Annotated in this window: 26 protein-coding genes; 14 read left to right on the forward strand and 12 right to left on the reverse strand. The window is 70.0% G+C overall.

Annotated features, from left to right (window positions below; translation table 11 throughout):
• Positions 1 to 29: 29 nt before the first annotated feature.
• A complete protein-coding gene (locus AB0I81_RS38635; RefSeq protein WP_360667677.1) occupies positions 30 to 491 on the forward strand; it encodes a WD40 repeat domain-containing protein in 462 nt (153 codons plus the stop codon).
• Between the two features lie 77 nt (positions 492 to 568).
• On the opposite strand, the gene AB0I81_RS38640 is transcribed toward AB0I81_RS38635, so the two are convergent.
• The gene (locus AB0I81_RS38640; RefSeq protein WP_360667680.1) at positions 569 to 1243 is read right to left on the reverse strand and encodes an SDR family oxidoreductase; all 675 of its coding nucleotides are present in this window, start codon (positions 1241 to 1243) and stop codon (positions 569 to 571) included.
• A 7-nt stretch (positions 1244 to 1250) separates the two neighbouring features.
• The gene (locus tag AB0I81_RS38645; RefSeq protein ID WP_360667683.1) at positions 1251 to 1607 is read right to left on the reverse strand and encodes a DsbA family protein; all 357 of its coding nucleotides are present in this window, start codon (positions 1605 to 1607) and stop codon (positions 1251 to 1253) included.
• A 106-nt stretch (positions 1608 to 1713) separates the two neighbouring features.
• Here AB0I81_RS38645 and AB0I81_RS38650 point away from each other — a divergent pair, with 106 nt between their 5' ends.
• A complete protein-coding gene (locus tag AB0I81_RS38650; protein WP_360667686.1) occupies positions 1714 to 2112 on the forward strand; it encodes a helix-turn-helix domain-containing protein in 399 nt (132 codons plus the stop codon).
• A 419-nt stretch (positions 2113 to 2531) separates the two neighbouring features.
• On the opposite strand, the gene AB0I81_RS38655 is transcribed toward AB0I81_RS38650, so the two are convergent.
• Positions 2532 to 3395 (reverse strand): NYN domain-containing protein, encoded by an 864-nt coding sequence (locus tag AB0I81_RS38655; protein ID WP_360667689.1) that lies wholly within the window; start codon positions 3393 to 3395, stop codon positions 2532 to 2534.
• Positions 3396 to 4006: 611 nt separating this feature from the next.
• Between AB0I81_RS38655 and AB0I81_RS38660 the strand changes: the two genes are divergently transcribed.
• On the forward strand, positions 4007 to 4417 hold the full coding sequence (locus AB0I81_RS38660) for a hypothetical protein (RefSeq protein WP_360667692.1): 411 nt from the start codon (positions 4007 to 4009) through the stop codon (positions 4415 to 4417).
• A gap of 46 nt (positions 4418 to 4463) precedes the next feature.
• Here the strand turns inward: AB0I81_RS38660 and AB0I81_RS38665 are convergent, their stop codons facing one another.
• Both AB0I81_RS38665 and AB0I81_RS38670 read right to left on the reverse strand, forming a co-directional pair.
• Positions 4464 to 5108, reverse strand: a complete 645-nt coding sequence (locus AB0I81_RS38665; RefSeq protein WP_360667695.1) for a dihydrofolate reductase family protein — start codon at positions 5106 to 5108, stop codon at positions 4464 to 4466.
• A 127-nt stretch (positions 5109 to 5235) separates the two neighbouring features.
• A complete protein-coding gene (locus tag AB0I81_RS38670; RefSeq protein WP_360667698.1) occupies positions 5236 to 6261 on the reverse strand; it encodes a LacI family DNA-binding transcriptional regulator in 1026 nt (341 codons plus the stop codon).
• A gap of 233 nt (positions 6262 to 6494) precedes the next feature.
• Between AB0I81_RS38670 and AB0I81_RS38675 the strand changes: the two genes are divergently transcribed.
• The 7 genes from AB0I81_RS38675 (at position 6495) to AB0I81_RS38705 (ending at position 12743) form a co-directional block, all read left to right on the forward strand.
• On the forward strand, positions 6495 to 6722 hold the full coding sequence (locus AB0I81_RS38675) for a hypothetical protein (protein ID WP_360667701.1): 228 nt from the start codon (positions 6495 to 6497) through the stop codon (positions 6720 to 6722).
• Positions 6723 to 7922, forward strand: a complete 1200-nt coding sequence (locus AB0I81_RS38680; protein ID WP_360667704.1) for a family 1 glycosylhydrolase — start codon at positions 6723 to 6725, stop codon at positions 7920 to 7922.
• A gap of 676 nt (positions 7923 to 8598) precedes the next feature.
• The gene (locus AB0I81_RS38685) at positions 8599 to 8982 is read left to right on the forward strand and encodes a hypothetical protein (RefSeq protein ID WP_360667707.1); all 384 of its coding nucleotides are present in this window, start codon (positions 8599 to 8601) and stop codon (positions 8980 to 8982) included.
• 217 nt (positions 8983 to 9199) lie between these two features.
• A complete protein-coding gene (locus tag AB0I81_RS38690; RefSeq protein WP_360667710.1) occupies positions 9200 to 9751 on the forward strand; it encodes an RNA polymerase sigma factor in 552 nt (183 codons plus the stop codon).
• A complete protein-coding gene (locus tag AB0I81_RS38695; RefSeq protein ID WP_360667713.1) occupies positions 9748 to 10338 on the forward strand; it encodes a hypothetical protein in 591 nt (196 codons plus the stop codon). Before AB0I81_RS38690 ends, AB0I81_RS38695 begins: the two co-directional genes overlap by 4 nt.
• 177 nt (positions 10339 to 10515) lie before the next feature.
• Complete coding sequence (locus AB0I81_RS38700; protein WP_360667716.1) at positions 10516 to 11844, forward strand: peptidoglycan DD-metalloendopeptidase family protein; 1329 nt, start codon at positions 10516 to 10518, stop codon at positions 11842 to 11844.
• 152 nt (positions 11845 to 11996) lie between these two features.
• Entirely contained in the window at positions 11997 to 12743 is a 747-nt protein-coding gene (locus AB0I81_RS38705; RefSeq protein WP_360667719.1) for a BTAD domain-containing putative transcriptional regulator, read from the forward strand.
• Between the two features lie 55 nt (positions 12744 to 12798).
• Here AB0I81_RS38705 and AB0I81_RS38710 read toward each other — a convergent pair whose 3' ends face one another.
• The 6 genes from AB0I81_RS38710 to AB0I81_RS38735 form a co-directional block, all read right to left on the reverse strand.
• Positions 12799 to 12984 (reverse strand): hypothetical protein, encoded by a 186-nt coding sequence (locus AB0I81_RS38710; protein WP_360667722.1) that lies wholly within the window; start codon positions 12982 to 12984, stop codon positions 12799 to 12801.
• Between the two features lie 23 nt (positions 12985 to 13007).
• Complete coding sequence (locus AB0I81_RS38715; protein ID WP_360667724.1) at positions 13008 to 13166, reverse strand: hypothetical protein; 159 nt, start codon at positions 13164 to 13166, stop codon at positions 13008 to 13010.
• Between the two features lie 30 nt (positions 13167 to 13196).
• Positions 13197 to 15089 carry an ABC transporter ATP-binding protein gene (locus AB0I81_RS38720; RefSeq protein ID WP_360667727.1) on the reverse strand — a complete coding sequence of 631 codons (1893 nt, stop codon included), beginning with the start codon at positions 15087 to 15089 and terminating at the stop codon, positions 13197 to 13199.
• On the reverse strand, positions 15079 to 15510 hold the full coding sequence (locus AB0I81_RS38725; RefSeq protein WP_360667730.1) for a S26 family signal peptidase: 432 nt from the start codon (positions 15508 to 15510) through the stop codon (positions 15079 to 15081). The genes AB0I81_RS38720 and AB0I81_RS38725 overlap by 11 nt, the downstream gene beginning before the upstream one ends.
• Before the next feature lie 263 nt (positions 15511 to 15773).
• Positions 15774 to 16541, reverse strand: coding sequence for an SDR family NAD(P)-dependent oxidoreductase (locus tag AB0I81_RS38730; RefSeq protein WP_360667733.1), 768 nt, complete (start codon positions 16539 to 16541; stop codon positions 15774 to 15776).
• Between the two features lie 167 nt (positions 16542 to 16708).
• Complete coding sequence (locus tag AB0I81_RS38735) at positions 16709 to 19492, reverse strand: AAA family ATPase (RefSeq protein WP_360667736.1); 2784 nt, start codon at positions 19490 to 19492, stop codon at positions 16709 to 16711.
• Positions 19493 to 19630: 138 nt separating this feature from the next.
• Between AB0I81_RS38735 and AB0I81_RS38740 the strand changes: the two genes are divergently transcribed.
• The 4 genes from AB0I81_RS38740 (at position 19631) to AB0I81_RS38755 (ending at position 23671) form a co-directional block, all read left to right on the forward strand.
• Positions 19631 to 20392: an SDR family oxidoreductase gene (locus AB0I81_RS38740; protein ID WP_360667739.1), complete on the forward strand. Its 762-nt coding sequence runs from the start codon at positions 19631 to 19633 to the stop codon at positions 20390 to 20392.
• A 64-nt stretch (positions 20393 to 20456) separates the two neighbouring features.
• On the forward strand, positions 20457 to 20687 hold the full coding sequence (locus tag AB0I81_RS38745; RefSeq protein WP_360667742.1) for a hypothetical protein: 231 nt from the start codon (positions 20457 to 20459) through the stop codon (positions 20685 to 20687).
• A complete protein-coding gene (locus AB0I81_RS38750; RefSeq protein ID WP_360667745.1) occupies positions 20677 to 22386 on the forward strand; it encodes a ferritin-like domain-containing protein in 1710 nt (569 codons plus the stop codon). The genes AB0I81_RS38745 and AB0I81_RS38750 overlap by 11 nt, the downstream gene beginning before the upstream one ends.
• Positions 22387 to 22480: 94 nt before the next feature.
• Entirely contained in the window at positions 22481 to 23671 is a 1191-nt protein-coding gene (locus AB0I81_RS38755) for a low temperature requirement protein A (protein ID WP_360667748.1), read from the forward strand.
• On the opposite strand, the gene AB0I81_RS38760 is transcribed toward AB0I81_RS38755, so the two are convergent.
• Positions 23631 to 24371: a sigma-70 family RNA polymerase sigma factor gene (locus AB0I81_RS38760; RefSeq protein ID WP_360667751.1), complete on the reverse strand. Its 741-nt coding sequence runs from the start codon at positions 24369 to 24371 to the stop codon at positions 23631 to 23633. The genes AB0I81_RS38755 and AB0I81_RS38760 overlap by 41 nt on opposite strands.
• Between the last annotated feature and the right edge of the window lie 15 nt (positions 24372 to 24386).

Consider the following 24386-nt stretch of genomic DNA (forward strand, 5'->3'; position numbering starts at 1 on the left):
TCCGGCTGGAGGTCGGGTGCCGAAAGGCGTTGGTCGCCGCCACCGTCGCGATCCGCGCCCAGCAGAACGCGGTCAGCGCTCAACAGGAGTCCGACCGTCAGCGCGACAAGGCGGTATCACGCCGCCTGGCCGAACGCAGCGAACGCGTCATTGATGATCCGACGCTCGCCGCTCGGTTCGCGGCGACGGCATGGAAGATCAGTCCCACCCCCGAAGCCCGCGCCAGCATGGTCAACATCCTGCGCCGCCCCGGCAGAGCCATCCTGGGCAACCAAGCCACGGTGTTGTCGGTGGCGTTCAGCTCGGATGGGCGCACGCTGGCCTCGGCCGGCCAGGATGGCACGGTGCGGTTGTGGGAGGTGGGCCTTCCGGAGTGGAGCGCCTTCCGCAGCCTGCGCACCGCACACGACGGTCAGGCGGACGAAGGCCGGCGGGCCGGGGAAGAACACGAATGTCCTGCAGGCAGGCGATCTCCGGACAAGCCGGTGTGAGTCTGCCGCACCTCACGAGCGCCGCGGCGGATGGGGGTGGAGCGGATCAGGATGCAGTGCGGAGAGCTGGGAGGGTGTCAGGCGGTGAAGACGCGTTCGGCTTCGTTGCGTTGGGTGTGCAGGTCCCAGTAGACAGGGGCGATCTCCTCGGCCTGCGCGGTCGGGGCTCCGGGAGGGCCGCCCGCGCCGATCCACACGCCGATGGCGACGTGCGCGGCTTGGATGCCGGTGCCGGCCAGCTCCTTGTGCAGGTTGAGCACCCAGTTGCGCAGGGCTGCCTGGGCGGCGTTGACGTTGCCGAGCATCGGGTGGGGGTCGATCGAGCCGCCTCCGTTGGTGTAGAGCAGGGTGCCCGTCCCGGCTTCGCGCATCGCGGGGAGGACGGCCTGGGTGGCGGTGATGGCGCTGTAGAGCAGCAGGTCGATCAGGCCCCGCACGTCGGACGGGTTGGTCTGGGACGGGGTGGCGAGGGCCATGGAGCCGATGCTCGGGGCCGGGGAGTGCTCCAGGACGTCGATACCGCCGAAGCGAGTGGCGGCGTCCTTGAGAGCCCGGGTCAGCGCGTCGTGGTCGAGCACGTCCGCCGGGAACGCGGCGGCGGTGATGCCCTCTGCGGTGAGCCGGCCGACGAGGTTGTCGAGCTTGGCTCGGTTGCGGGCGATGAGGGCGACGTCGTAGCCCCGGGAGCCGAAGGTGCGGGCGATGGCGTGGCCCATGCCGGGGCCTGCGCCGACGATGGCGAGAGTGGGCATGATCAGTTCACTTTCCATGGGGAGTGGGGTCAGGAAGTTGCGGAGGGGGGGACGGCGCAGCCGCTGGGGGCGAAGGTGACGGGGTGGGTCTCCGCCCAGGTTTTGCGCAGGAGCTGCAGCAGACTGTCGCTGTCCTGCGCGCCGGCGACGCCGTACCGGCCGTCGACGACGATGAACGGGGCGCCGCTCGCGCCCAGGCGCTGCGCCTGGCGGGCGTCATGGAGGACCTGCTGCCGAGCGGGAAGGACCGGTGGACCACCTCCACGCGTTCGCCGTACTCGAACCGCTCGACGGCTCGCTCCAGGCAGTGACTGCCCAGCCCGCACCAGGGGCAGGCCACCTCGGACCAGATCTCGACCTGCATCGCGCGCCCTCCAATTCCTACTATTTGTGCGTAACGTCAAGATAGGACAGTATGGAGAGGCTTACAAAAGGCACATCACTGTGCGTCACGGAGGGGAATGTGCGTCATGGAGCACGCGGGGAGAGCGGCGGCCGCCGCGAGCCGGGGGCCCTGCGCGGCGATCCCGGCCGACCAGATGGCCTTCATCCGGCAGATCCTGGACCGGGTCGGCGACAAGTGGAGCATGCTGATCATCGCGACCCTGGAGGACGGCCGCCTGCGCTACACCGACCTGCAGCGTGATGTCCCCGGCATCTCCCAGCGCATGCTCAGTCACACCCTGCGCCAGCTGCAGCAGGACGGGCTGATCACCCGCACGGCCTACGCGGAGGTCCCGCCGCGCGTGGAGTACACCCTCACCCCGCTCGGCCGCGGCCTGCTCGACATCGTCAAACAGCTGATCGGCTGGGCCTCCGACCACCACGACGAGATCCGCGCCCACCGCGACCGCGCCGCTCATGATTAGACCGCAGAACATGAACGAGCTGTTCGTCTCTCTGCTGGAACGAGGTCCGGCGGGCCTGCGCAGGCCGCCCGAGCGTACGTCCGCCGGTCGGGTGCCGGCCTCATCTCGGTGAGCCTGCTGGCAGTCGGCGCCACCCTGCTCGGGGACGGCATCACTTGGCGCGTGGAGGTCGTCCTGGTCGGCTGGACGTCGTGTCGATTCGATGAGATGAACCGTGTCTTGTCCGGCGCGCCAGGGGCGGCCGGTCGTCCGCGTCGTTTCGGCGCCATGCGCGTTCGCCGGTCTGGTGCAGGAGTTTCTTCTCTCGGTCCCCGCCGGTGCAACTGCGGCAATGTCGCACTTGCCGTTCGGGTTGGTCGGAGGAACCTACCCTGACGCCGCGGAAGCGGCCGCAGCGCCGTGTGTGCCTCCGGCGAAGGTCATGCCGATGCGCCTTCCCCTGCGCTGGTAACACTCGCTTCCCTCTGTCCTGGAGTGATTGCCGGCGTAGGTGCGCTGCCGGGCGGGGGCTTGTTGGGTGCTGTGCGCTGGTGTTGTCTGTCGCGGATGTAGATGACGGCTGGTTTCCCGTCGCCAAGAATGCGGCGGTCCAGATCGAACAGCGTGGTAGCCGCGACGAGATCGCTTAGCTTGGCGTGGCCGTAGCTGCGGGAATCGAAGTCCGGGCGCTGCTTGGTGATGATGTGCCCGACAGCGGCCAGCCCCGCCCACCCATCATCGTCAGAGGACGCCTCGACAGCGTTGCGGAGCAGGTTCACCAACATGGTGTCCGCCTTCAGTCTTACGGCTGAGCGCGCCGTCGGCATGACCACGGCGCCGGTGAGTGGCGCGCCGGGCTGGCCGTAGGTCAGGTTCTCGATATAGATGAACTTGTCGCACGCCGCGACGAAAGGCTTGGGCGTCTTGTGCTCGCCGAACCCGTACACGGTCAGGCCGGACTCACGTAAGCGCTGAGCCAAGCGCGTGAAGTCGCTGTCGCTGGAGACAATACAGAACCCGTCGAAGCGTCCGGAATAAAGCAAGTCCATCGCGTCGATGACCAATGCCGCATCGGTCGCGTTCTTGCCGGTGGTATACGCGAACTGCTGTATCGGCTGGATGGACTGGGCCAGGAGTTGGTCCTTCCAGCCTTTCAGATTCGCTCCGGTCCAGTCGCCGTAGGCGCGCTTGACGTGGGCCGTGCCATATTTGGCGACCTCCGCCAGCAGCCCCGCGATGGCTCCGGGCTGAGCGTTGTCGGCATCGATGAGCACCGCGAGTTTGGTGGCGTTCTCCTCGGCCATGTTGTTTCTCCGGGCTGGCAGGTGGGGCTACGCGCCCCTGGTTACGACGTGCGTCGTACACACTCTCCTACTGCGGGAGTGGGCTCGCCACAGGGCCCGTATCGGGAGTTGGGCTCGTGGGCGGGGGTCATCGGGCAGGCTCCGAACGACGACACCGACCGGAACGGCCCGACCGCCGTCGCATGGCACGTCGACCGAGCCATAACTACTCTCGGTTTTCATATAGCCACAGAAGGTGAAACGCGCGTACGGTGAGGGCGTTGCTGATCGGCTGGACACGCCTGGAGGTCTGCATGGCGCCTCGCACGCCCTTCGGAGTTTCGAAAGCTGGGTGTACAAGCCGACAGGGGTTTGTTTCGACGGGAGCCAGAGCTGAGCGATGCGCACGACGACGGTCTTTTCCTCGGTGGCTCCGGTCTCTCCGCGTGGAACGATCCTCGGGTGGGTGTCCGTGGTGGGTCGCCTGTCTGTGCGGGGTCGCGGCGGTGTCGGCCTGCTCCTCGTCATCCCCTTCCGCGCCGGAGACCTGGAAGTTGACGGAAGCGGCGAGGGTTTCGCCGGCCTCTGGGACGCCGCTGCCCGTGGATGTGAGTGGCCGGATACTCGGCACGGTGGAAACGCCTGCGTTCACCCTGACTGCCCTGATTCAGGAGGGCAATCGGTGCGGCGTCTACCTACGGCCCCGCGGCGGCCAGGAGCCGGCCTATCTGGCGGCGGGGCCGCCGCTTCAGGACGAGGAGGGCGGCTCTGCCAGCGTCGATCCGTCGGTGGCTTTCGGCATCGTGGCGCCCGATGACCGGGCCGGATACTCGTCGATGTCTCTGGCGGGGGCGACCATGCTGGAGATCGGCTGTGGGAGGTCGCTGCTGTACTGTGCCGTCACTCCTCCCGGCCCCACTTCCCCTGTCGAAGCTCGCGGCGAGGTTGAGGGGCATCCGGTTCGTAGCGAGTTCCGCTCGCGGTTCGTCGTCATCGCAGGGCTGCCCGAGGATCGGAAGTCCGTCAGATATCCCCATGATTGACCCCGGACGGCAGCGGCGCCTCGGACGCCCATATCGCGACCCAGCTTCAGGCGTTGCGGGCGGTGCCGCGGTCGGGGGCGCTCATGTCGCCTGTTCCGGGTGTGCCGTCGGCGAGTCCGTAGCGTAGGTAGACGGTACCCTTCGGGCCGGCCGCCGGGGGTTCGAGGAGGGTGATGTTGGTGGGCACCGCGCCGCCGTCGAACACCTTCTTTCCGATGCCGAGCACGATCGGGTGCAGCCAGAGGTCGAGGCGGTCGAAGAGCTTCTCGCGCAGGAGGCTCTGCACCAGGTTGAGGCTGCCGACGACCTTCACGTGCTCGTGCCGGTCACGGATCTCGCGTACCGCGTCGGCCAGGTTCGGGCCGAGTTGCGTGGAGCCGGCCCACGGGAGGTCGGGCTTGCCGCGGGAGGCCACGTACTTCGGGATGGTGTTGAAGAGCGTGGCGATCTCGTTGTCGTGGCCGCCCTCCTGGTGCGGCCAGTAGGCGGCGAAGATGTCGTACGTTCGCCGGCCGAGCAGAAGGGCGTCCGTGCCCTCGTACGCGCTGCCGACCTGTGCCCCGGCGACCTCGTCCAGCAGGGGCGCCTGCCAGCCGCCGAACGGGAACCCCTCCGGGTCCTCGGTGGGGCTGCCGGGCGCCTGCCCGACGAGGTCGAGGGTCGCGAACAGCTCTATGTGGATGAGGCCCATGCCTTGCTCCCGATGAGTCGGTTGAGGTGCTCAGTTGGAAGGTAGACCGATGGGCGCCGGCGGATTCATCGCTGAGACGACCGACATTCGGGGTGCACAAGAGGTCGGGGCGAACCTTCTGTGGCGATCAGGCGTGACGCCCCCTCGTGCTTTCCCGTACCTCCAGCTGATGACCCACCCGCACTTCCCGCGCCGCCACCTTCGAGCCGCCCGCGATGCGGTCGGCCAGCAGTTCCACGGCCCGGCCGGCGATGCCCGCCTTGTCGGGAGAGATCGTGGTGAGGGTGGGGGTGGCGTACCGGCCGTCCTCGATGTCGTCGAAGCCGGCCAGTGCGACGTCGTCGGGCACCGCGAAGCCGCGTTCCAGGAGCGTACGGAGTGCGCCGAGGGCGAGCAGGTCGTTGAAGCAGAAGACGGCGTCGGAGGCGGCGCCGGAGTCCAGGAGGGTGGCCATCGCCTGGGCGCCGTCGGCGCGGTGGTAGTCCTCGACGGGCACGATCAGGCGGTCGTCGGCGGGCAGGCCGGCGGTGGTGAGGGCGTCGAGGTAGCCGGTCAGGCGCAGGCGGGAGGTCTCGGCGGCCACGTCGTCCTGGGCGCCGATGGCGGCGACGCGGCGGCGGCCGAGCCCGGCCAGGTGCAGGGTCGCCTCCCTGGCGGCGGCGACGTTGTCGAGTACGACGTGGTCGGCCGGGCCCTCGTAGACCCGCTCGCCCAGCAGCACCATCGGAGTGTCGTCCATACGGGCGGCGAGGTCCTCCGGGGTGAGCGCGAGCGGGCTGAAGATCACGCCGTCGATCAGGTGCGCGCGGAAGTTCTCGGCGACGAGTTGCTCGCGCTCGCGGACACCGCCGGTCTGGTCGATGAGCACGGTCAGCCCGCGTTCCTCGGCCGCCGCGATCACGAGCCTGGCCAGCTCCGCGAAGTACGGAATGTCCAGCTCGGGCACGGCCAGCGCGATGATCCCGGTACGCCCTTGGCGCAGGTTCCTGGCCGACAGGTTGGGCCGGTAGTTGAGCTCCTTGATGGCCGCCGTGACCCGGGCTCTGGTGGCCGGGGTGACGTGCACGTAGTCGTTGACCACGTTGGAGACGGTCTTCACCGAGACGCCGGCCAGCCTGGCCACGTCCTTGAGGCCGACACGCGCTCTGTCCATGGAGCGAAAGTTTACGCCCTGCTTTACAACGTTGAATAAGACACTGTATAGATGGCGGAACCCAAGCAAGGAGGATTGCTCCCATGGTTTCCGCCCAGCTCACGCTCGGCGACCGGCCGAAGGCGGTGCCGCCCAGCCCGCCGCGAAGGACCTGCCCACGAAGGCCCGGCCGATCCTCGCGGCGGCGCTGATCGTGCTGGTCACGGCGGCCTGCGGGTCAAGGGCTGCGTGGCGTGGGCGAGACCGTGCGTGACGCGGGCGGCGCCGTCACCCTCAAGTTCTGGAACGGCTTCACCGGCCCCGACCGCGCGGCCGTCGAATCCCTGGTCGAGCAGTACAACGCGGCGCAGTACGGCCCGCTGATGGCGGCCTCCGTGCCGACGCCGCTGCCGGTGGTCATCTTCTTCATCATCATTCAGCGCCGGTTCGTGGCCGGCGTGGCGACGACGGGAATCAAGTAAATGCGCTGGTACGAGGACGGCCGCCTGCGGTTCGCGGTCGGCATCGAGGACACCTTCGTCCCCCAGGAGTTCCCCGCCAGGCGGCGGCTGGACGAGTACGAGCTGACCCAGCACTACCACCTGTGGCACGCCGACCTCGGCCGGGCCGCCGAGACCGGCGCGGAGATGATCCGCTGGGGCATCCCCTGGTACCTGATCGAGCCCGAGCCCGGCACGTTCCGCTGGGACTGGCTCGACCGCGTCGTGGACCGGCTCGACGAGGTGGGCCTGACCTGCATCGTGGACCTGATGCACTACGGGACCCCGCTCTGGCTGGACAACCAGTTCCTCAACGCCGACTATCCACGTCGGGTGAGCGCGTACGCCGCCCGCGTGGCCGAGCGCTACCGCGACCGCCTGCACGTGTGGACCCCGCTCAACGAGCCCATGGTCAACGCCATCCAGTGCGGCGAGAAGGGGCTGTGGCCGCCGGCGCTGACCGGCGACGACGGGTTCGTCAAGCTCGCCATGGCGCTCACCAGGGGCATCCAGGAAACCCAGCGCGGCATCGCCGCCGTCCAGCCGGAGGCGTCGTTCGTCCACGTCGAGGCGAGTTTCCGCTTCGAGGGCGGCACCGACCTGCTCAACGAGCGCCGCTACCTGATCATGGACCTGGTGACGGGGAAGGTGGACAACCGCCATCCGCTCTACGCCTACCTGCGCTCCAACGGCGTCACCGACCGGGACCTGGAGTCGCTGGAACCGGTCGTACCGGACGTGATGGGCGTCAACTACTACCCGGCCTTCACCACCCAGCGGCTCACCACCCCCAAGCCGGAGCCGGTGTGGGCGGGCACGGCGGGCCTGGAGGAGTTGCTGCGTGAGTTCGCCGACCGTTACGGCCGGCCGCTGTTCGTGACGGAGACCAGCCGCGCGGGCACCCCGGAGGAGCGGGTGGCCTGGCTCAGGGACAGCGTCGAACTGGCGCACCGGCTCCGCGCCGAGGGCCTGGATCTGGTGGGTTACACCTGGTGGCCGATGTTCGCGCTGGTCGACTGGCTCTACCGGGAGTCCACGCGGCCGGCGGAGGAGTGGCTGGTGCAGATGGGGCTGTACGACCTGGTGCCCGATGGCGGCGGAGTCCTCCAGCGGGTGCCGACCGCCGCGGTCAAGGCGTTCCAGGAGCTGGCCAACGCTGGGCCGCGACAGGCTGGGGGGTGACGTAGCCCGCCGCCCCGCCCAGGAACCACAGTCAACTCCCTCGTGGGGCGCCCACCGAAACCGGTTGGATTTTGCGTTGTGAAGTCGATGCAAAGGTTCCGCGAAATAGCGGAATATAACCGGATATATGGACGATTTGGGGGTTAGTGTCGTATATGGGGATTAATTGATCGGGGGGAGGAAGCAATGTCCGGAGTGAATGGCTTCCTTGAAGGAGGGGGCTGCGGACGGCGCCGCTGGCGCCGCCGTCGCTGCCGCCGCCGCAGGCGCTGGTGGGGCGGCCCTTGGGGACGCGACTGGTGGTAGACCGAACGGAAATAAAACCGAGTAGCCGCGGCGGTTCTCGTGCCGCGCATGATTCACACCCGTTGGCTGTGCTGCGCGAACCGCCGCGGCCCCCGCATTTTTTGCCGGAGATTGTTTGACTGTTTGCCGTCCCATGAGTGCGCGCGGAAAGCGCGGAACAAACCTCTGTACGTCAATGGCCTTGACATGGATGGTCAGCGGGAGGATGTTGAGCGCATTCAGGGGTGGATTCCCGGGCGGGCGAAGCGAGTACACCGGTCCCGTGACCCTTCGCCGGGTCCTGCGAGCCATGGTTCTGCGAGCCATGGTTCCGCGAGTTTGTTTCGGCGCGCCTGGAACCGCCCACGGCTCCAACTCTAAGGAGGCTGTCGTGAAAGACACGTCCGCGGAGTACAGCGACCAGGCCCTGGAGGCCACTCTCGACGAGGCGTCGATCACCATGCTCGGCGCGGCCAAGCCGCCCGGGATCACCACGAAGGACCTCTCGGGCATCGGCTTCACCTACCGCCACAACTGGGGCGCACGGAACGGGTTCTGGCGGCTCAGGCTCAACACGACCAGCGTGGGACCGAACACCAGGGTGTTCGTCGCGGCGAGCGAGGGTCCGACCGCCGACGGCGGCAAGCTCGTCGGGGACGCGAAGTACCTGGTCTACAACGTCGCACCGGAGAACGGCGCGGTGACGATCCGCGTGCACGTCGACTGGACCAGCCCGATCGGGCTCGTCGTCGACTACCTCATCGTCAACCCGTAACAGATCACGACCCGGGTTCCCCGGCGGCACGGCCCTGCCACGGCACCGCGGTGCCACCGGGGAACACCGGCCGAACCGGCCCCTTCCCGCCTGACCATCCGGCGGCGAACAAGCCCCTGCTCATCCCCCGTACCGCGCTGCACACGACTCCCTCGTGTAACCCTTCTCCTGGTTTCTGACCAAAGAGGGGTGTTAGTCGACGAAGGGAGCATGGCCGGTGCGTCTCAAACAGGCAGAGATCGCCACGGATCACGTAGCGTTCGAAGCCTTCTACCGGCGGCACGTCGATGCGGTCACCCGCTTCCTCGCCCGGCGAGTCGATGACCCCCACACGGTCGCCGACCTGGTGGCCGAGGTCTTCATGGCGGTGCTCGACTCCGCGCACACCTACCGGCCCGAACTGGGCGGCGAGATCGCCTGGCTGTACGGCGTGGCACGCAAGACGCTGTCGACCGAGCGGCGCCGGGCGTTCAAGGAGTCGCGGCTACGGAACCGGGTGAACGGGCGGCGGGTGCTGGACACCGACGACCTGGCCCGGCTCGAAGAGCGCATCGACGCGGAGCGGGCCGCCAGGCAGCTCTTCAAGGCCATGTCCGACCTGCCGGAAGGCGGCCGCGCCGTGCTGGAACTGGTCGTCATCGACCAGCTCACGGTCGCCGAGGCGGCGATGGCACTCGGCATCCGTACGGGAACCGCGAAGGTACGGCTGCACCGCGCCCGCCGCACGTTGCAAGGGCTCCCCTTCGTCATGGAAGGAACACCGGGATGAGTTTCGAGGAGCAGATTCTGATGGAACTGAAGGCCGAGATCACCGAGCGCGCCGAACGACGCCGCCGTACCGTCCGACGCCTGTTCACGGGGGCAGGGGTGGCAGGGCTGGCCGCGGCGGCGGCGATCGCGGTGCCGATGCTGACCGGGTCGGAGCAGCCGGCGTACGCGGTGACCCAGAACACCGACGGCACGATCAGCGTCACCCTCAACGAATTCAGGGACGCCGACAAGCTGGAACAGGATCTGAAGAAGGTCGGCGTGACCACCGACATCACCTACCTCAAGCCAGGAAAGGTCTGCCAGCAGAACAGGGGTGAGATAATCGGGGGCGGTTCGCCGGAGGAATGGGAGAATTCCGCTTCTGACAAGGCGGCTCGCCTGCACCTTTCAGGTCTGAGAATCGATCCTCGCCAGGTCGGCAAGGGTCAGACCTTGGTGATGGCGTTCAGCGAGAACCGGGGCCGGGCGACCGGACCTGACGTGAAATGGCAGTTCTCCGCCTACGTGGTGAAGGGCCAGGTCAAGCCCTGCGTCATGGTGGACAATCCGATCTGGGACGACGTCAAAGGCCCTGCCGGGAACTGACCCGGGTATACCGCGGCCATACTGACGGCATACCGCCGCTGTCTACGGTCGGGCCCGTGGAATGAGCGCGAAATCCATCAAATGAAACGCTGCCGCCAGAGCGGTGCCAGAAGGATTCGCCATTCCAGGATTCGCACATCCCACCGGGCCCGGCATATGACCGCGGAGGAAAATCCCATGCCCCGATTCACCCTGTTACGTGCCGTCGCCACCACGACGCTCATCGCCACCTTGGGCGTCGTCGGCGCGGCAAGCCAGGCGACGGCCACTCCCACCTCTGGAACGATGGCCGCGCCCGACCTCCAGCTGCCCTTCCCCTGTGGCCAGAAGTGGCGGCTGGACACCTGGGCGCACGCTCCCGCGCTGGACATGGTGAAGGAGCCGGACCAGCACGGCACCGACGGCGCCACCCTGGTCGCCCCCGCCGCCGGTACGGTCAGGCAGTCCTACACTCACGGCAACGCCGGCAACATGATCCAGATCGACCACGGTGGCCGCTACTTCACCACGTACATCCACCTGCAGTCGCGTGCCGTATCGGTCGGGGACCGGGTGCAGCGGGGAACGGTGATCGGCAAGGTCGGCAAGACCGGCGAGACCTCCAACGGCCACCCGCACCTGCACTTCGAGCTCGGCTACGACGCCAACGGCGACGGCTCGGCCTCCTGGGGCTTCGCCGGCTCGGAGCGGGTCAGGCCGACCTTCGACGGCGTCACCTACGGCCAGGCGAACAACCGGACCTGGCGCAACGTCACCAGTGGCAACTGTTCCAACCCCGCGCCTGAGGGGACCGCCTCGATCTACGGGGTGCTGCCGGACGGACGGCTCACGTACACGGCCGTCGACGCCGCCACGGGCCGGCGTACGCACGGCGCGGTGATCTCCACCGCCGCACTCGGCTTCAAGCCCAAGGCCATCGCCACCCTGAACTTCAACACCCTCCTGGTGACCAAGGAGGGCTCCGACGGCGAGCTCTACCGCGTCGACATCCGCACCAACGACGAGGAACTCATCTTCGAGACCCCCGTCCGGCTCGGCACCGGCTGGACCCATGACCTGCTCGCGTACGACGGCAAGAGCCACCTCTTCGGCATCGCCGGCGACACCCTGCGCCGCTACACCGTCACCGCCGCCAAACCGAGCCTGAGCAACATCACCGGCAACACCCAGATCGGCACCGGGTTCGCGCTCAAAACCCTCACCGCCACCGGACCCGACTGGATTCTCGGCACCACGACCGGCGGCCTGCTCATCTCCTACCGCGTCATCGGCGCCGGCAACTGGCAGCGCCACCAGCTCCGCGACAGCACCTGGCAGAACTTCGACAGCCTCCTGTCCCCCGGCGCGGGCGTCTACTTCGGCCACAACCCCGCCGGCGCCCTGTACCGCTACCACGACGGCAACCCCTACGACGGCCAAGGCGACGACCTGACCGGCCAGGGCACCGTCGACACCACCGGCTGGGCGCAGACCCTGCTGTCCGCCCAGCCTGGCACCGTCACCTGAGAACGGCCGGCTGACCTCACTTCGGACCTCGGGCAACCGGGGTCCGAAGTGCGTTTACGTGGGGGGGGCGCGGGCCGGCGATCTGCGGCACATGCGCCCGTCATACCTGGAACATACCCGCCCCGAACACAATGCCGATCGGGAGGTACACGATGTTCCAACTGTTGGGGCGCATGGCGGTGGTCGACGGCGGGGGCCGCGCGATCCACGTCCGGGCCGCGAAGCAGCAGGCGATCCTCGCCGTCCTCATGCTGCGGCCGGGTGGGGTGGTCAGCGTGGATCGGCTGATGACGGAGCTCTGGCCGGAGGAGCTGCCGGCCACGGCCAGGGCGAGCCTGCAGACGTACGTCTACCGCCTGCGGCGCACTCTGGCGCCGCTGGCCGCCAACGGCGTCGACCTGACCACTTTCGGGAACGGCTACACGCTGACGGTCCCGGACCGGGCCGTGGACGTCAGGGCGTTCGAGCGGTGTTTCGTACGGGGATCGGCGGCTCTGACCGCGGGCAGTCCCGTGCGGGCGGCCGAGTTGCTGCGGGAGGCGCTGGACATGTGGCACGGTCCGCTGGCGCCGGAGATCGACGTCGAGACCGTACGCCGCGAGCGCCGCCGCCTGGACGCCCTGCACGTGACCGCGTCCGAGCTGTGGGTGGAGGCGGAGCTGCGGCTCGGTCCGCACAACTGGGTCATCCCGGAGCTGGAGCGCCTCGTCGAGGCCCACCCCTTCCGCGAGTCCCTGTGGGAGCTGCTGCTGCGTGCCCTGGCCGGGCGCGGCCGCCGTGCCGAAGCGCTCGACGCCTACCGGCGCATGCGCGACATCCTCAGTACGGAGCTCGGCATCGAACCGGCCGACCACCTGCGCCGCCGGCACCAGGACATACTCCGGGGCGCGTCTCTGTAGAACAGGGAACTGCCCTCTGGCCGGCGCCGGCCAGAGGGCTATCCCTTTTGGTTACCTAAGCGCACTGCTTCCTGATGTAGACCGAGCAGTCGGTCCGCCAGCACTGGAACACCGAGCAGCAGATGCTGCCGGTGCAGGTCGTGCTCTGCAGAACGCAGCGTGCGGTGCAGGCAGCCTGCGCGTCGCCCGCCGGTACGACGAAGGCGACGATCCGGTCCGCCAGGGCGGTGATGGACTTCACCCTTCCCACCTTTCCACGCCGAGTCAGTCGCAGATGGTGACCGTGTGAGTGGAGCAGTCGCCATTGGTGCACCGCATCAGGTAGCACCCGGCGCTCGGCGTGCCGATCTGCACACACCTCGGCGTGCACGCGGCGTCGGCCTTGACCGTGGGAATCAACCGGTCGATGAGCTTGTCCAGCATTCTGTCTCACCTCCTTTCTCATCTCGGGGTTCACTGGGCGCGGACCTCACGGGAGCTCGTCTCGTGAAATCCGCGGGCTTGGAGGCGGAAGAGGCGGGCGTACGTGCCGTCCACCGCCATGAGGTCGTCGTGGCCGCCCCGCTCGGTGACGCGCCCGTCCTCCAGGACGACGATCAGGTCGGCGTCCCGCACCGTGTTGAGCCGGTGGGAGATGAGCAGGCTGGTCTGGCCGGCGCGGTGGTCGCGCATCCGGGCGTGCACGTCGGCCTCGGCCTCGGGGTCGAGGCCGGAGCTCGGCTCGTCGAGGATCATCAGGTCCCGCCCGTCGCGGAGGAAGGCCCTGGCCAGGGCGGTACGCTGCCACTGGCCGCCGGAGAGCTCGACGCCCGTCGAAGCGTCCTCCCGGTCCTCCTCGCTGCTGAACAGCCGGGTGAGCAGCGTGTCGTAGCCGCGCGGCAGGGCCGTCAGCAACTCGTCCACGCCGGCCCTTCGCGCGGCGGCGCGGATCCGGTCCAGGTCGTCGCGGACGCCGAGGTCTCCCACGCCGATGTTGTCGCGGGCGGAGAAGTCGTAGGCCATGTGGTCCTGGAAGACGCCGCTGATCCGCTCGCGCAGCGCGTCCGGGCGCACCTCGCGCAGGTCGGTACCGTCCCAGAGGATCGTGCCCCGGGTCGGGTCGTAGAACCGGCAGAGCAGTTTGACCAGCGTGCTCTTGCCCGCACCGTTGAGCCCGACCAGCGCGACTGCGGCGCCGTACGGGATGAACAGGTCCACGCCGCGCAGGATCCAGGGGTGGTCGTCGCTGTAGCGGAACCACACGTCGCGCAGTTCGATCCCCCGGCGCAGCGGCCCCGGGACGGCGGGGAGGACCACGAGGTCTGGCGCGGCCCTGACCACCGTCACGTAGTGGCCGAAGAGGCGCAGGTTGTGGTCGGTCATCGCGATGCCGTTGACCAGGTTGTCGAGCCCGCCCTGGACGGCGACGACGGCGGCGGCGAACATCGACACGTCCCCGACGGTGAGCGTCCCGGCGCGGGCCGCGGCTATGGCCCAGACGAGCCCGCCGCCGGCCACCACGGCGGACAGCAGGGCCAGCGCCCCCTCCGCGGACAACTCCCTGCGGTCCATCCGACGCTTGGCCGCGTGCGCCGTCGACAGCTCGGCCATGAGCCGGCCGCGCAGGAATCCGCCCAGGTTGAAGAGCCTGATCTCCTTGGCGGCCTCGATGGTGCTGAGCAGGGTGCTGTAGAAGAACTGCCGCCGCTCGGCCGGGCCGATCTCCTTCATCATGGCCGTACGCCGGCGCGACAGCTTGAGCTGCGCGACGAGTGCCGGTACGGCGGCGCACAACACGATCAGCGTCATGACCGGGCTGATCACCAGCAGGGAACCGACGAAGCCGAGCACGGTGGCGGAGGAGCGGATCAGGCCGAAGGACTCGGTGACGATGCCGTCGGCCCTGGACGTACCCTCCTGGGCCAGCCGCAGCCGGTCGAGGAAACGCGGGTCCTCGAACGGCCGCAGCCCGGGGAATCGGGCGGTGGCCGCGAACAGCCGGTCCGTCGTGGTGGCCGCCATCGCGCGGCCGATCTGGCCGCCGAGGTAGCGCGAGCAGTGCGGCAGAATCGCGGCGGCTACGCCGGTGCCGGCCAGCCCCCCGGCCAGGGCCAGCAGCTCGGCCAGGGTGGCGTCTCCGGTGAGGCCGTCGATGACCAGCTTGGTCAGCCAGGCCACCGCCACCGGCGCTGCGGCCGCGCCGAGCAGGGTGACCGCATACCCGATCATGGGTACGGCGGCGCCGCTCCAGGCGGTGGCCGCGGCCTCCCGCGCCGACACCACCAACCGCACCTCGCCGGCGGCCTCACGCGGCGACGCGGTCGGGCTCGCCTCGCCGGCGGTTGGGCGCTCCTCGTCAGCGGGCATGTTGCGGCTCCAGCTTTCTGAGGGCGACGGCCTGGAGGTCGTCGGCGTTGAAGAAGCCGTGCTCGCGGGAGTCGAAGCTGACCTCGGTGTTGTCGCCGATCAGGACGAACCTGCCGGCCGGGACGAGGTCGTCGGCGACGGCCGTCCGTGCCCAGTCGGGGACCGGATCACCCGGCAGGGCGGCGACGCGTTTGACCAGGAACCTGCTGCCGGTCGGGCGGGGGTTCAGCACGACGGCGATCTGCCCGTTGCGCAGTGCCGCCAGGCGTGTGCGCCGGGACAACAGCCGGTCTCCATGGTGCAGCGCCGGGGCCATGCTGTCGCCGCGGACGCGGATCACCAAGTACGTGGCGCGCAGCCATACGGCCAGCAGGGCCAGGCCCGCGAGCCCGCACACCGCGGCGAGGAACGCCCGGCTCACGGTGCCTCGCCCACTACGGGCGTGGTCCGGCCGCGACCGGCGACCGTGATGGCCGCGGGGCGGGCTGTGCCGCTGGGTGAGCGCGGCCCGGTCGGGACCTGGCACGCGACGAGCAGGAGTTCCACGATCCGGATATTTCACGATCCCGGTAGCCCGCCCCTCGCGCGCCGCTAGCCCGGCCGGGGTGGGTGGGGTGGCCGGGAAGAGCGGAAGGAGGAGCGGCCGGGGAGAGTGGCGGGGAGGGCGAGGTGGGCGGGTGTTGGTTACCAGGTTTGGTCGGCGGCGCGGACCAGCAGTTCGTTGACGGCGACCCGCCGCTCGCGCGTGACGATGTAGCTGATCGCGTCCGCGATGTCCTCCGGCCGCAGCGCCTCGATGCCGGCCACCTCCCGGCGGGCCGCGTCCCTGGTGGTGTCGCTGACGTGGTCCACCAGTTCGGTGTCCACGGTGCCGGGCTCCACCACGCTGACCCGGACACGTTCGCCGATCAGCTCCTGGCGAAGCGACTCGCTGAACGACCTCAGGCCGGACTTGGTCAGGCCGTACACGCTGCTGTCAGGCCGGGCGACGCGGCCGGCCGTCGAGCCGACGTTCACCAGGTCCGCCACCTGCCGCGGTGAGGTGGACGCCGCGTAGATCAGATGCGGCACGGCGGCGTGCGTGACGTGCAGCAGCGCCGCCACGTTGAGCGAGATCATCCGGTCCCACTCCTCGACGGTGGTGTGCAGCGCCGAGTTCAGCAACATGATGCCGGCGTTGTTGACCAGGATGTCCAGCCGCCCGTACCGATCCAGCGTGTCCTGCACCAGGTCGTCGGCGCGGCCGGGCTCGGTGAGGTCGGCCTCTGACACGACCGCCTCCCCGCCCAGTTTCACGATGTCGCTCGCGACCCGCTCCAGGCGGTCGCGGCGGCGGGCGGCCAGGGCCACCGCCGCGCCCTCGCGGGCCAGGCGGCGCGCGGTGGCGGCGCCGATCCCGCTGCTGGCCCCGGTGACGAGCGCGACGGCTCCGTCCAGCGACTGCTCGTACATGACTGCCTCCTCGGATCGAGGACGACGCGGCTCGCGCGCGTGGTCCGGTCCGCCGAGACTCGCGCAGCCGGCCGCCGGGTCGCACCCGTGAGTGTCACTGGTCGGCCCGGGCCAGGGCAGCTCCCCGGCCTGGGCCGCCCCAGGCGACGGGCGCGGCCACAGCCGCGTCAGGAAGGTTCGGTGCCGGAGAGTGCGTCGCCGAGTTGCCTGCGCGAGCTGATCCTGAGCTTGGCGAAGATCTTGCGCAGGTGCCACTCGACCGTGCGCGGGCTCAGGAAGAGCCGGGTTCCGACTTCCGGGTTGGACAGGCCGTCCCGCACGAGCAGCGCGATCTGCCGCTCCTGCGCCGTCAGCTCCTCGCTCGCCGAGGCGTCGTTCGTCCGCTTGCGCACGTTCTCCCCCGTGGCGAGCAACTCGCGCCGGGCCCGCTCGGCGAACGCCTCCATGCCGATCGACACGAACGTCTCGTACGCGGTCCGCAGGTGCGCCCGCGCCTCGGCCCGCTGCCGATCCCTGCGCAGCCACTCGCCGTACAGCAGGTGGGCGCGGGCCAGTTCGGGACGCAGGATCGTCCGGCCCAGCCGCTCGATCGCCTCGCGGTAGAGGTCCTCCGCGGCGGCTTCGTCGCTCAGCAGCGCGCGGCAGCGGGCCAGGATGCCCTGCGCCCAGTCCGTGTCGCACGGTTCCGCCGCGTCCGCGAGACCTTCGAGCGCCCCGCGCGCGGCTGTGTCGTCCCCGGCCCGCGCCGCCGCCTCGACCAGTTCGGGCAGCGCCCACTGGGAGACGATCACGTTGGCGCTGCGGGTGGTGGCCTGGGCGGCCGGCAGTGCCTGCCCGTAGCGGGCCAGGCCGTTGTACAGGACCGAGGCCGCCCAGTGGGCGGAGGCGACGCCGTTCAGCTGCCCGGCGGCGCCGGCCTCCTCGATCGTGGCGGCGATCAGCGCCGACGCCTCGGCCTCCTTGCCCTGCATCGCCGTCAGCAGCAGCTGGGTGTGCTGCGTCATGGGCACGCCGGTCGCGTCGGCGACGGCCTGGGACTGGGCGACGAGCGCGGCGGCGGCGGCGAACTCGCCGCTCAGCGAGATCGGCACGCCCAGCGCGTGCAGGTAGATGGGCAGCTCGGACAGGGCGCCGGCGGTACGCACCTCCTCGACCGCCCTGGTCGGCGTGTCGGGCATGATCCGGTCCTCCCAGAGGAGCGCGCTCACGCCACACGCCGCCCAGCCCCATTTGAGCAGGTCCTGTACGGGATGGTCCGCGAGCGCGGTCTTGGCCCTCCGCAAGATGGGCAGCGCGGCGCCGCGGCCGTCGGTGATGAGCAGCGCGTAGCCTTCGAGCACGAGATCGAGGGCACGCGGGCTGCCTTCGGGAGCGGGCAGTTCCCGCATCGCACGGGAGATGGCCAGGAGGCTGTCCCGGTTAGCGGCGCCGAACGACGCCGAGGCCCAGGCGATGAAGTACGTCTCCCGCGCCAGGTCCATGTCGAACGGCTCCAGCCGCCGCGCGGCGGTCAGCAACATCCGCGGCGCGTCGTTGTTGAAGCCGGCCGCGAACGTGATGTGACCGCGTGCCAGATGGGCCCGTACGCGCTGGAACTCGCTCTGCGCGTCCCGGTCCGCGAGGTCGGCGAACCGGCGCGCGGTCTCGATGTCGCCCGCCCGGAGGCTGGCGTCCGCGGCCGTCAGGGCGCGTTCGGCCCGCCGCGAGGTGTCGATGGTCAGCGCCACGGATCGTTGCAGGAATGCCGCAGCGGCGGCCAGCCCGCCACGCGCCTGCGCCCAGCCGGCGACTCGTTCCAGCTCGGCGGCCACGCTCTCGTCGGGCGCGGCCGTCGCGGAGGCGAGGTGCCAGGCGCGGCGGTCGGGGTCGGTCCGCGCGTCGGTGACCTCCGCCAGGGCGAGGTGGACGGCCCGGCGGTCCCCCTCCTTCGCCGACCCGTACACGGCCGACCGCACGAGCGGATGGCGGAAGATCACCCGTGCGCCGAACTCCAGCAGCCCGTCCGTCCCGCTCGCCAGGACGGTCGTCGGTGTGACGCCGAGCCGTTCGGCGGCGCTCCACACCAGCGCGGGGTCGCCGACCGGCTCGGCGGCGGCGATGAGCAGGAGCAGCCGGGTCTGCTCGGGCAGTTCCCCGATCCTGGCCAGGAAGCTCTGCTCGATCCGGCCGGGCAGCGTGTCGGCGTCCAGCAGGCCGAATCCGCTCGCCGTCCTGGACACGGCCAGCTCACGCGGCAGTTCCAGCAGGGCGAGCGGGTTGCCCCTGGTCTCGGCCACGAACCGGTCGCGGATGTCCTGGTCGATCCGTACGTGGGTCACCGAGCTGAGCAGCGCGTGCGCGTCGGCGGGCTTCAGCCCGGTGACCTCCAGCTCCGGCAGTCCGAGCAGGTCCCGGGCGCGCCGGCGGGAGCCGAAGACCAGGCCGACCGACTCCGCGAGCAGCCGCCGCGCGACGAAGCCCAGCACCTGCGCCGAGGCCCGGTCCATCCACTGCGCGTCGTCCACCACGCAGAGCAGCGGGGCCCCCTCCGAGGCGTCCGACAGCAGGGTAAGCACGGCCAGTCCGACCAGGAAACGTTCTGGCGGCGTGCCTCCGCGCATCCCGAACACCGTCTCCAGCGCGTCGCGCTGCGGCTCGGGAAGATGCTCCAGCCGATCCAGCAGCGGGACGCACAACTGGTGCAGGGTGGCGAAGGCGAGCTCCATCTCGGATTCGACGCCGCCCGCGCGCAACACCCGCATGCCGGTCGCCGCGTTCTCCGCGTACTCCAGCAGCGCCGACTTGCCGACTCCGGGCGCGCCGTGGACCACGAGCACGCGGCTCTCCCCCATGCGGACGGCCGCGATCAGCCGATCGAGGAGCGCGCACTCCGGTCCTCGTCCGAGTAAGCCCACGTTCTCACGCATCCGCTGCTTCACGCCCCCGCCCTCGTCAAGTGCCTGAATCTGCATACACCCAAGATCCCCGCCGGGCCAAATAACCGGTTCAGTAAAGAATTTCGCCGTAGCCGTCACAAGCGCGGAGGCTGTCCGGTCTTAGCTGGCGACCGGGTGGCAACGGAGATGGCCCGGAGGATGGAAGGGATCGCGATGAAGATCGTGGTAATCGGCGGTACGGGCCTGATCGGGTCGAAGCTGGTGACGAAGCTGACCGAGCACGGCCACGAGGCGGTGGCGGCCGCGCCGAACACCGGCGTCAACACGCTGACCGGCGAAGGGCTGGCCGAGGTGCTGGTGGGCGCGCAGGTCGTCATCGACGTGTCGAACTCGCCGTCGTTCGAGCGGGCGGCGGTGCTGAACTTCTTCGAGACCTCCACGCGCAACCTGCTCGAGGCGGAGGCGGAGGCGGGCGTGGGGCACCATGTCGCGGTGTCGATCGTCGGCACGGAGCGGATGCCGGACAACGGCTACTTCGCGGCGAAGATCGCGCAGGAGCAGCTGATCGAGAAGTCGGGCATCCCGTACTCGCTGGTGCACTCGACCCAGTTCTTCGAGTTCGCCCGCGGCATCGCCGACGAGGCCACGGTGGACGGCAAGGTGCACATCGCGCCCGTGTTGTTCCAGCCGATCGCGGGCGACGACGTGGCCAAGGCGATCGGCCTTACCGCGGTCGGATCGCCGCTGAACGGCCGGATCGAGATCGCCGGGCCCGAGCGGGTCCCGATGGATGAGTTCTTCCGCGCGGCGCTGACCGCGTGGGGCGACTCGCGCGAGGTGGTCACCGACCCGCACGCGCGCTACTTCGGCAGCGAGCTGAGCGAGAAGTCGCTGGTCCCGGTGGACGACCGCGCCTCGCTCGGCACGATCCGCTACCTCGACTGGCCCGGCCTGAACACGCCGCCCAAGAAGTAACCCCCTCAGCCGGCACCCGCGCCCGGCGCGGGTGCCGGCTGACCAGCCACGTTTGGGAGGAATGATGAGCGGTTCGATCGGCGACGACCACTCTCTGCACGAGCTCAAGGTCGAGATCGAGGCGGAGGTGACCCTGGTCGAGTCCAGTCACGTGGAGGAGAGCGTCAACCTGTCGGTCACCGAGTGGTTGTTCGATCCGACGGAGGCCGAGCGCGAGGAGATCGGCCTGCGGGGCCTGCACGACGCGGTCGAGGTGCTGGAGGACGGCTCCGGGCCGGGCGATCATGCCGCGTGAGGCGCGGATCGACTCTCTGGAAAGTCTGCGTGAGCATTTGCAGTGGGCGGTCGAGTTGGAGCACGCGACGCTGCCGCCGTACCTGTGCGCGTTGTACTCCCTGGACCCCGAACGCAACCCCGAGGCCGTGGAGGTCGTGGGCAGCGTCTTCGCCGAGGAGATGTTGCACCTGGCGCTGGCCGCGAACCTGCTGAACGCCGTCGGCGGCCGGCCGCGCCTCGACACGCCGGAGATGTTGCCGCCGCACCCTCGCGGGCTGCCGCACGGCGATCTGGAGTTGTCGCTGCTCCCGTTCGGCCCGCAGGCGCTGGAGATGTTCCTGCGCCTGGAACGGCCCGCGCCGCCCGGCGCCCCGGCCGAGAGCGACGCGTACGAGACGATCGGGCAGTTCTACGCCGCGATCGAAGAAGGACTGCGCCACCTGTGCGAACAGCTCGGGGAGAAGGAGGTCTTCGGCGGCGATCCGGCCCGCCAGGTGAGCGCCGCGCACTTCCGGCACACCGCCGGCCGGCTGATCGCGGTGGACGGCCTGGACTCCGCGCTGGCGGCGCTGGAGGAGATCGTCGAACAGGGCGAAGGCGCCGGCCGCGGCGAGGTCTGGGACGGCGACCGGAACATCTTCCACCCGGAACGCGACGAGGTCGCCCACTACTACCGCTTCCAGGAACTCAGACTCGGCCGCCGCTACCGGCGCGGAGACACCCCGCGGTCAGGACCCACGGGCGAAACCATCTTCGTGGACGCGGACGGGATACGCCCGATGCGGCCCAACCCGCGTCCGGCCGAGCCGGGCAGCGCGATCCGGGCGGCCCAGGACGAGTTCGACCACACCTACTGCGCGATCCTGCACCTGCTGGAGCGGGCGTTCAACGGCAGCCCGAGGCTGCTCGCCGTCGCCACCGGCACCATGTACGCGCTCAGGGCTCAGGCCGAGGCCCTGCTGCGGATGCCCGACGAGGACGGCGTCACGGCCGGGCCCACCTTCTCGTTCGTGCCGCCCGAGTCGCGCCGGTGGAGCGTCGGTGACGGGCAGCGGATCGTCGTGCTCCGCGACGGCCCGTACGTCGTGTACGGCGGCGTCCCGCTCAGACGCAAACGCAAACTCGTCTCCGCCGAGAACGACGCGCTGACCTGGAAGACCGGCGAACCTCTCGAAACCGAGGACACCTACGCGCTGTGCCGCTGCGGCCACTCGCGCGCCAAGCCGTTCTGCGACGGGACCCACGCCCTGATCGCATTCGACGGCACGGAGAGCCCGGTCATGCGCCCGTACCGGGAACTGCAGCACGTGCACGACGGCGTGGGCGTCTCGGCGCAGCGGGTGGGCGAGTTGTGCGTCCACGCCGCCTTCTGCATCGGCCGTACCAGGCCGATCGCCAAAATGCTGGCCGACACCGGCGACAGCGACGTGCGCTCGGAGGTCATGGGCCGCATCGGGAACTGCCCGTCCGGCTCCTACAGCTTCGCGATCGAACGCGGCGGCGAGACGATCGAGCCCGACCTCCCGCAGGCCGTCTCGGTCCTGGAGGAGGAGGACGGGCTGGCGAGCGCGCTCTGGGTGACCGGCCGGGTGCCGGTCGTACGGTCGGACGGCCTGCCGCTGGAGACCCGCAACAGGATGACGCTCTGCCGTTGCGGCCATTCCGGCAACAAACCGCTGTGCGACGGCACCCACCGGGAGATCGGCTTCCACGAGTAGCCCGCGCTGTCACGGATGGGAAAGCCGCCCTGTCTTAGAGGCGGAACGTACGTTTCGACGCGACAGGAGCGAGACCTTGCCACCACCCGGCGCCATGATCCGGATCCGCGTACGGATGAGCGCGCGCCCCATCGACGAACCGCACCGCGCCGCGAGCCAGCTCGAACTTCTGTTTGACCTCACGTTCGTGGTCGCGGTCGCGGCCGTCACCGCGCAGTTCGCGCACTTCATCGCCGACGATCACGCCCTGGCCGGGCTGGTGCCGTTCCTGCAGGTGTTCTTCGCGATCTGGTGGGCGTGGATGAACTTCACCTGGTTCGCCTCGTCCTACGACACCGACGATGTCGTCTACCGGCTGCTGACCATGGTGCAGATGGCCGGGGTACTGGTGCTGGCCGCCGGTGTGCCCGCCGCCATGGGCCACGCCGACTTCGGCGTCGTCTCGCTGGGCTACCTCATCATGCGGGTCGGGCTCGTCGCCCAGTGGCTGCGGGCCGGGCTCGAAGACCCGGAGCGCCGCCGGACCGCGTTCCGCTACGCGGGCGGCGTCGCCGTCTTGCAGGCGGGCTGGCTGTGGCTCGCCGTCGCGGACACAGGAGCCCCGCCCTCGGCGCTCGCCCTGCCGGTCTTCGTCTGCCTGGCCGCCCTGGAGCTCGCGGTGCCACGGTGGGCCGAGCGAGCCAGGCCCACCAACTGGCACCCGCACCACATCGCCGAGCGCTACGGCCTGTTCGCGATCATCCTGCTCGGGGAGAGCGTGCTGGCCGCGAGCAGAGGAGTCGCGGGCGCGCTCGAAGCGGGTGAGGTCAACGGTCCCTTCGTGGTCGTCGCCGGCTCCGGTCTCGTCCTGCTGTTCGCCCTGTGGTGGCTGTACTTTCTCGGGCCGGCGGGAGAAGGTCTCAGCGACCGCCGCCATCGCTCCTACCTGTGGGGATACGGTCACTACGGCATCTTCGCGGCCCTGGCCGCGCTCGGCGCGGGGCTCGAAGTGGCGGTGGAACAGAGCGGGCATCATGTCGCGGCCGCGCCGCTAATGCTCGGCTACGCGGTCGCCGTGCCCGTCGGTGTCTATCTTGTCCTGCTGTGGGCGGTACACGTGCTGGTCAGCGCGGAGCCCGTCATCGCGCCCGCCGCGGTACTCGGCTGCGTCGCCGTCGTCCTGACGCTGCCGCTCGCCGCGCCCCTGATCGGCGTGGCCGCCGTGGTCGCGGCGATCGCGGCCGTCTGCGTCCTGCTGGTCGCCGTCACGATCTGGGCGGCTGCCGTACGGAGTGCGCGCGCGTGATCGGCGCGGGTCCGGGGACGTCGCGGGGTTGACGCGCGTGATCGACGCCAGCGGCGAGCAGCTCCTCCAGTTGGGCGAGGTCGCCGGTCTCCGCGGCGGCGAGGAACGTGCGTACGAGGCGGCGGTGCGCGAGGCCGCTCACCGGCCGGCTCCGGCCAGTGGCTAGGTGGTCGCGGGCGCGCCGCACGAGTTGCCGCGCGTGGTCCTCGCCCAGGTGAAGGAGCTCGGAGATCCGGCGATAGGGGTAGTCGAAGGCCAACCGCAGCAGGTAGACCGCGCGCTCGGCGGGGGTCAGCCGCGCCAGCAGCAGCCGCATCGCGACGCCGATCGCCTCGCGCCGCTCCGCCGCCGTCTCAGGGCTGACGGAGCGGTCCGTCAGGTCGGGAAGCCAGGGGCCCGCGGCGGTCTCGTGCCGCCTGCGGGCGGACTGGGCGACGTTGATGGCCAGCCTGGTGGTGGTCAGCGCGAGAAAGGCGGGCGGGCTGGCGACCACCGAGCGGTCGGCGCGGGCCCATCGCAGCCACGTCTCCTGCACCACGTCCTCGGCCTCGCCCGCGTCGTGCAGCATGCGCAGGCCGATCGCGAAAAGGCGGGGCGTGGCGCTGACGAACGCCGAGACGGCCCCGTCGCCTCTGCCCGTCGGCCGGTCGTCGGTCCGCTGCGCGGATTCTCTGTGCGGCTCCAAAAGGTCAACAGTCACGATCTCGGCTCCGTT

Source organism: Nonomuraea sp. NPDC050404 (assembly GCF_040655495.1).
Taxonomy (GTDB): Bacteria; Actinomycetota; Actinomycetes; order Streptosporangiales; family Streptosporangiaceae; genus Nonomuraea.

What these genes read in the sequence shown, in the direction of transcription:
- AB0I81_RS38670 (WP_360667698.1), bottom strand. Translation starts at nt 6,261, where the DNA reads ATGGACAGAGCGCGTGTCGGCCTCAAGGACGTGGCCAGGCTGGCCGGC.
- AB0I81_RS38665 (WP_360667695.1), bottom strand. Translation starts at nt 5,108, where the DNA reads ATGGGCCTCATCCACATAGAGCTGTTCGCGACCCTCGACCTCGTCGGG.
- AB0I81_RS38750 (WP_360667745.1), top strand. Translation starts at nt 20,677, where the DNA reads ATGCCGCGTGAGGCGCGGATCGACTCTCTGGAAAGTCTGCGTGAGCAT.
- AB0I81_RS38720 (WP_360667727.1), bottom strand. Translation starts at nt 15,089, where the DNA reads ATGCCCGCTGACGAGGAGCGCCCAACCGCCGGCGAGGCGAGCCCGACC.
- AB0I81_RS38730 (WP_360667733.1), bottom strand. Translation starts at nt 16,541, where the DNA reads ATGTACGAGCAGTCGCTGGACGGAGCCGTCGCGCTCGTCACCGGGGCC.
- AB0I81_RS38755 (WP_360667748.1), top strand. Translation starts at nt 22,481, where the DNA reads ATGATCCGGATCCGCGTACGGATGAGCGCGCGCCCCATCGACGAACCG.
- AB0I81_RS38680 (WP_360667704.1), top strand. Translation starts at nt 6,723, where the DNA reads ATGCGCTGGTACGAGGACGGCCGCCTGCGGTTCGCGGTCGGCATCGAG.
- AB0I81_RS38745 (WP_360667742.1), top strand. Translation starts at nt 20,457, where the DNA reads ATGAGCGGTTCGATCGGCGACGACCACTCTCTGCACGAGCTCAAGGTC.
- AB0I81_RS38715 (WP_360667724.1), bottom strand. Translation starts at nt 13,166, where the DNA reads ATGCTGGACAAGCTCATCGACCGGTTGATTCCCACGGTCAAGGCCGAC.
- AB0I81_RS38740 (WP_360667739.1), top strand. Translation starts at nt 19,631, where the DNA reads ATGAAGATCGTGGTAATCGGCGGTACGGGCCTGATCGGGTCGAAGCTG.
- AB0I81_RS38705 (WP_360667719.1), top strand. Translation starts at nt 11,997, where the DNA reads ATGTTCCAACTGTTGGGGCGCATGGCGGTGGTCGACGGCGGGGGCCGC.
- AB0I81_RS38700 (WP_360667716.1), top strand. Translation starts at nt 10,516, where the DNA reads ATGCCCCGATTCACCCTGTTACGTGCCGTCGCCACCACGACGCTCATC.
- AB0I81_RS38695 (WP_360667713.1), top strand. Translation starts at nt 9,748, where the DNA reads ATGAGTTTCGAGGAGCAGATTCTGATGGAACTGAAGGCCGAGATCACC.
- AB0I81_RS38655 (WP_360667689.1), bottom strand. Translation starts at nt 3,395, where the DNA reads ATGGCCGAGGAGAACGCCACCAAACTCGCGGTGCTCATCGATGCCGAC.
- AB0I81_RS38640 (WP_360667680.1), bottom strand. Translation starts at nt 1,243, where the DNA reads ATGCCCACTCTCGCCATCGTCGGCGCAGGCCCCGGCATGGGCCACGCC.
- AB0I81_RS38650 (WP_360667686.1), top strand. Translation starts at nt 1,714, where the DNA reads ATGGAGCACGCGGGGAGAGCGGCGGCCGCCGCGAGCCGGGGGCCCTGC.
- AB0I81_RS38645 (WP_360667683.1), bottom strand. Translation starts at nt 1,607, where the DNA reads ATGCAGGTCGAGATCTGGTCCGAGGTGGCCTGCCCCTGGTGCGGGCTG.
- AB0I81_RS38735 (WP_360667736.1), bottom strand. Translation starts at nt 19,492, where the DNA reads ATGCAGATTCAGGCACTTGACGAGGGCGGGGGCGTGAAGCAGCGGATG.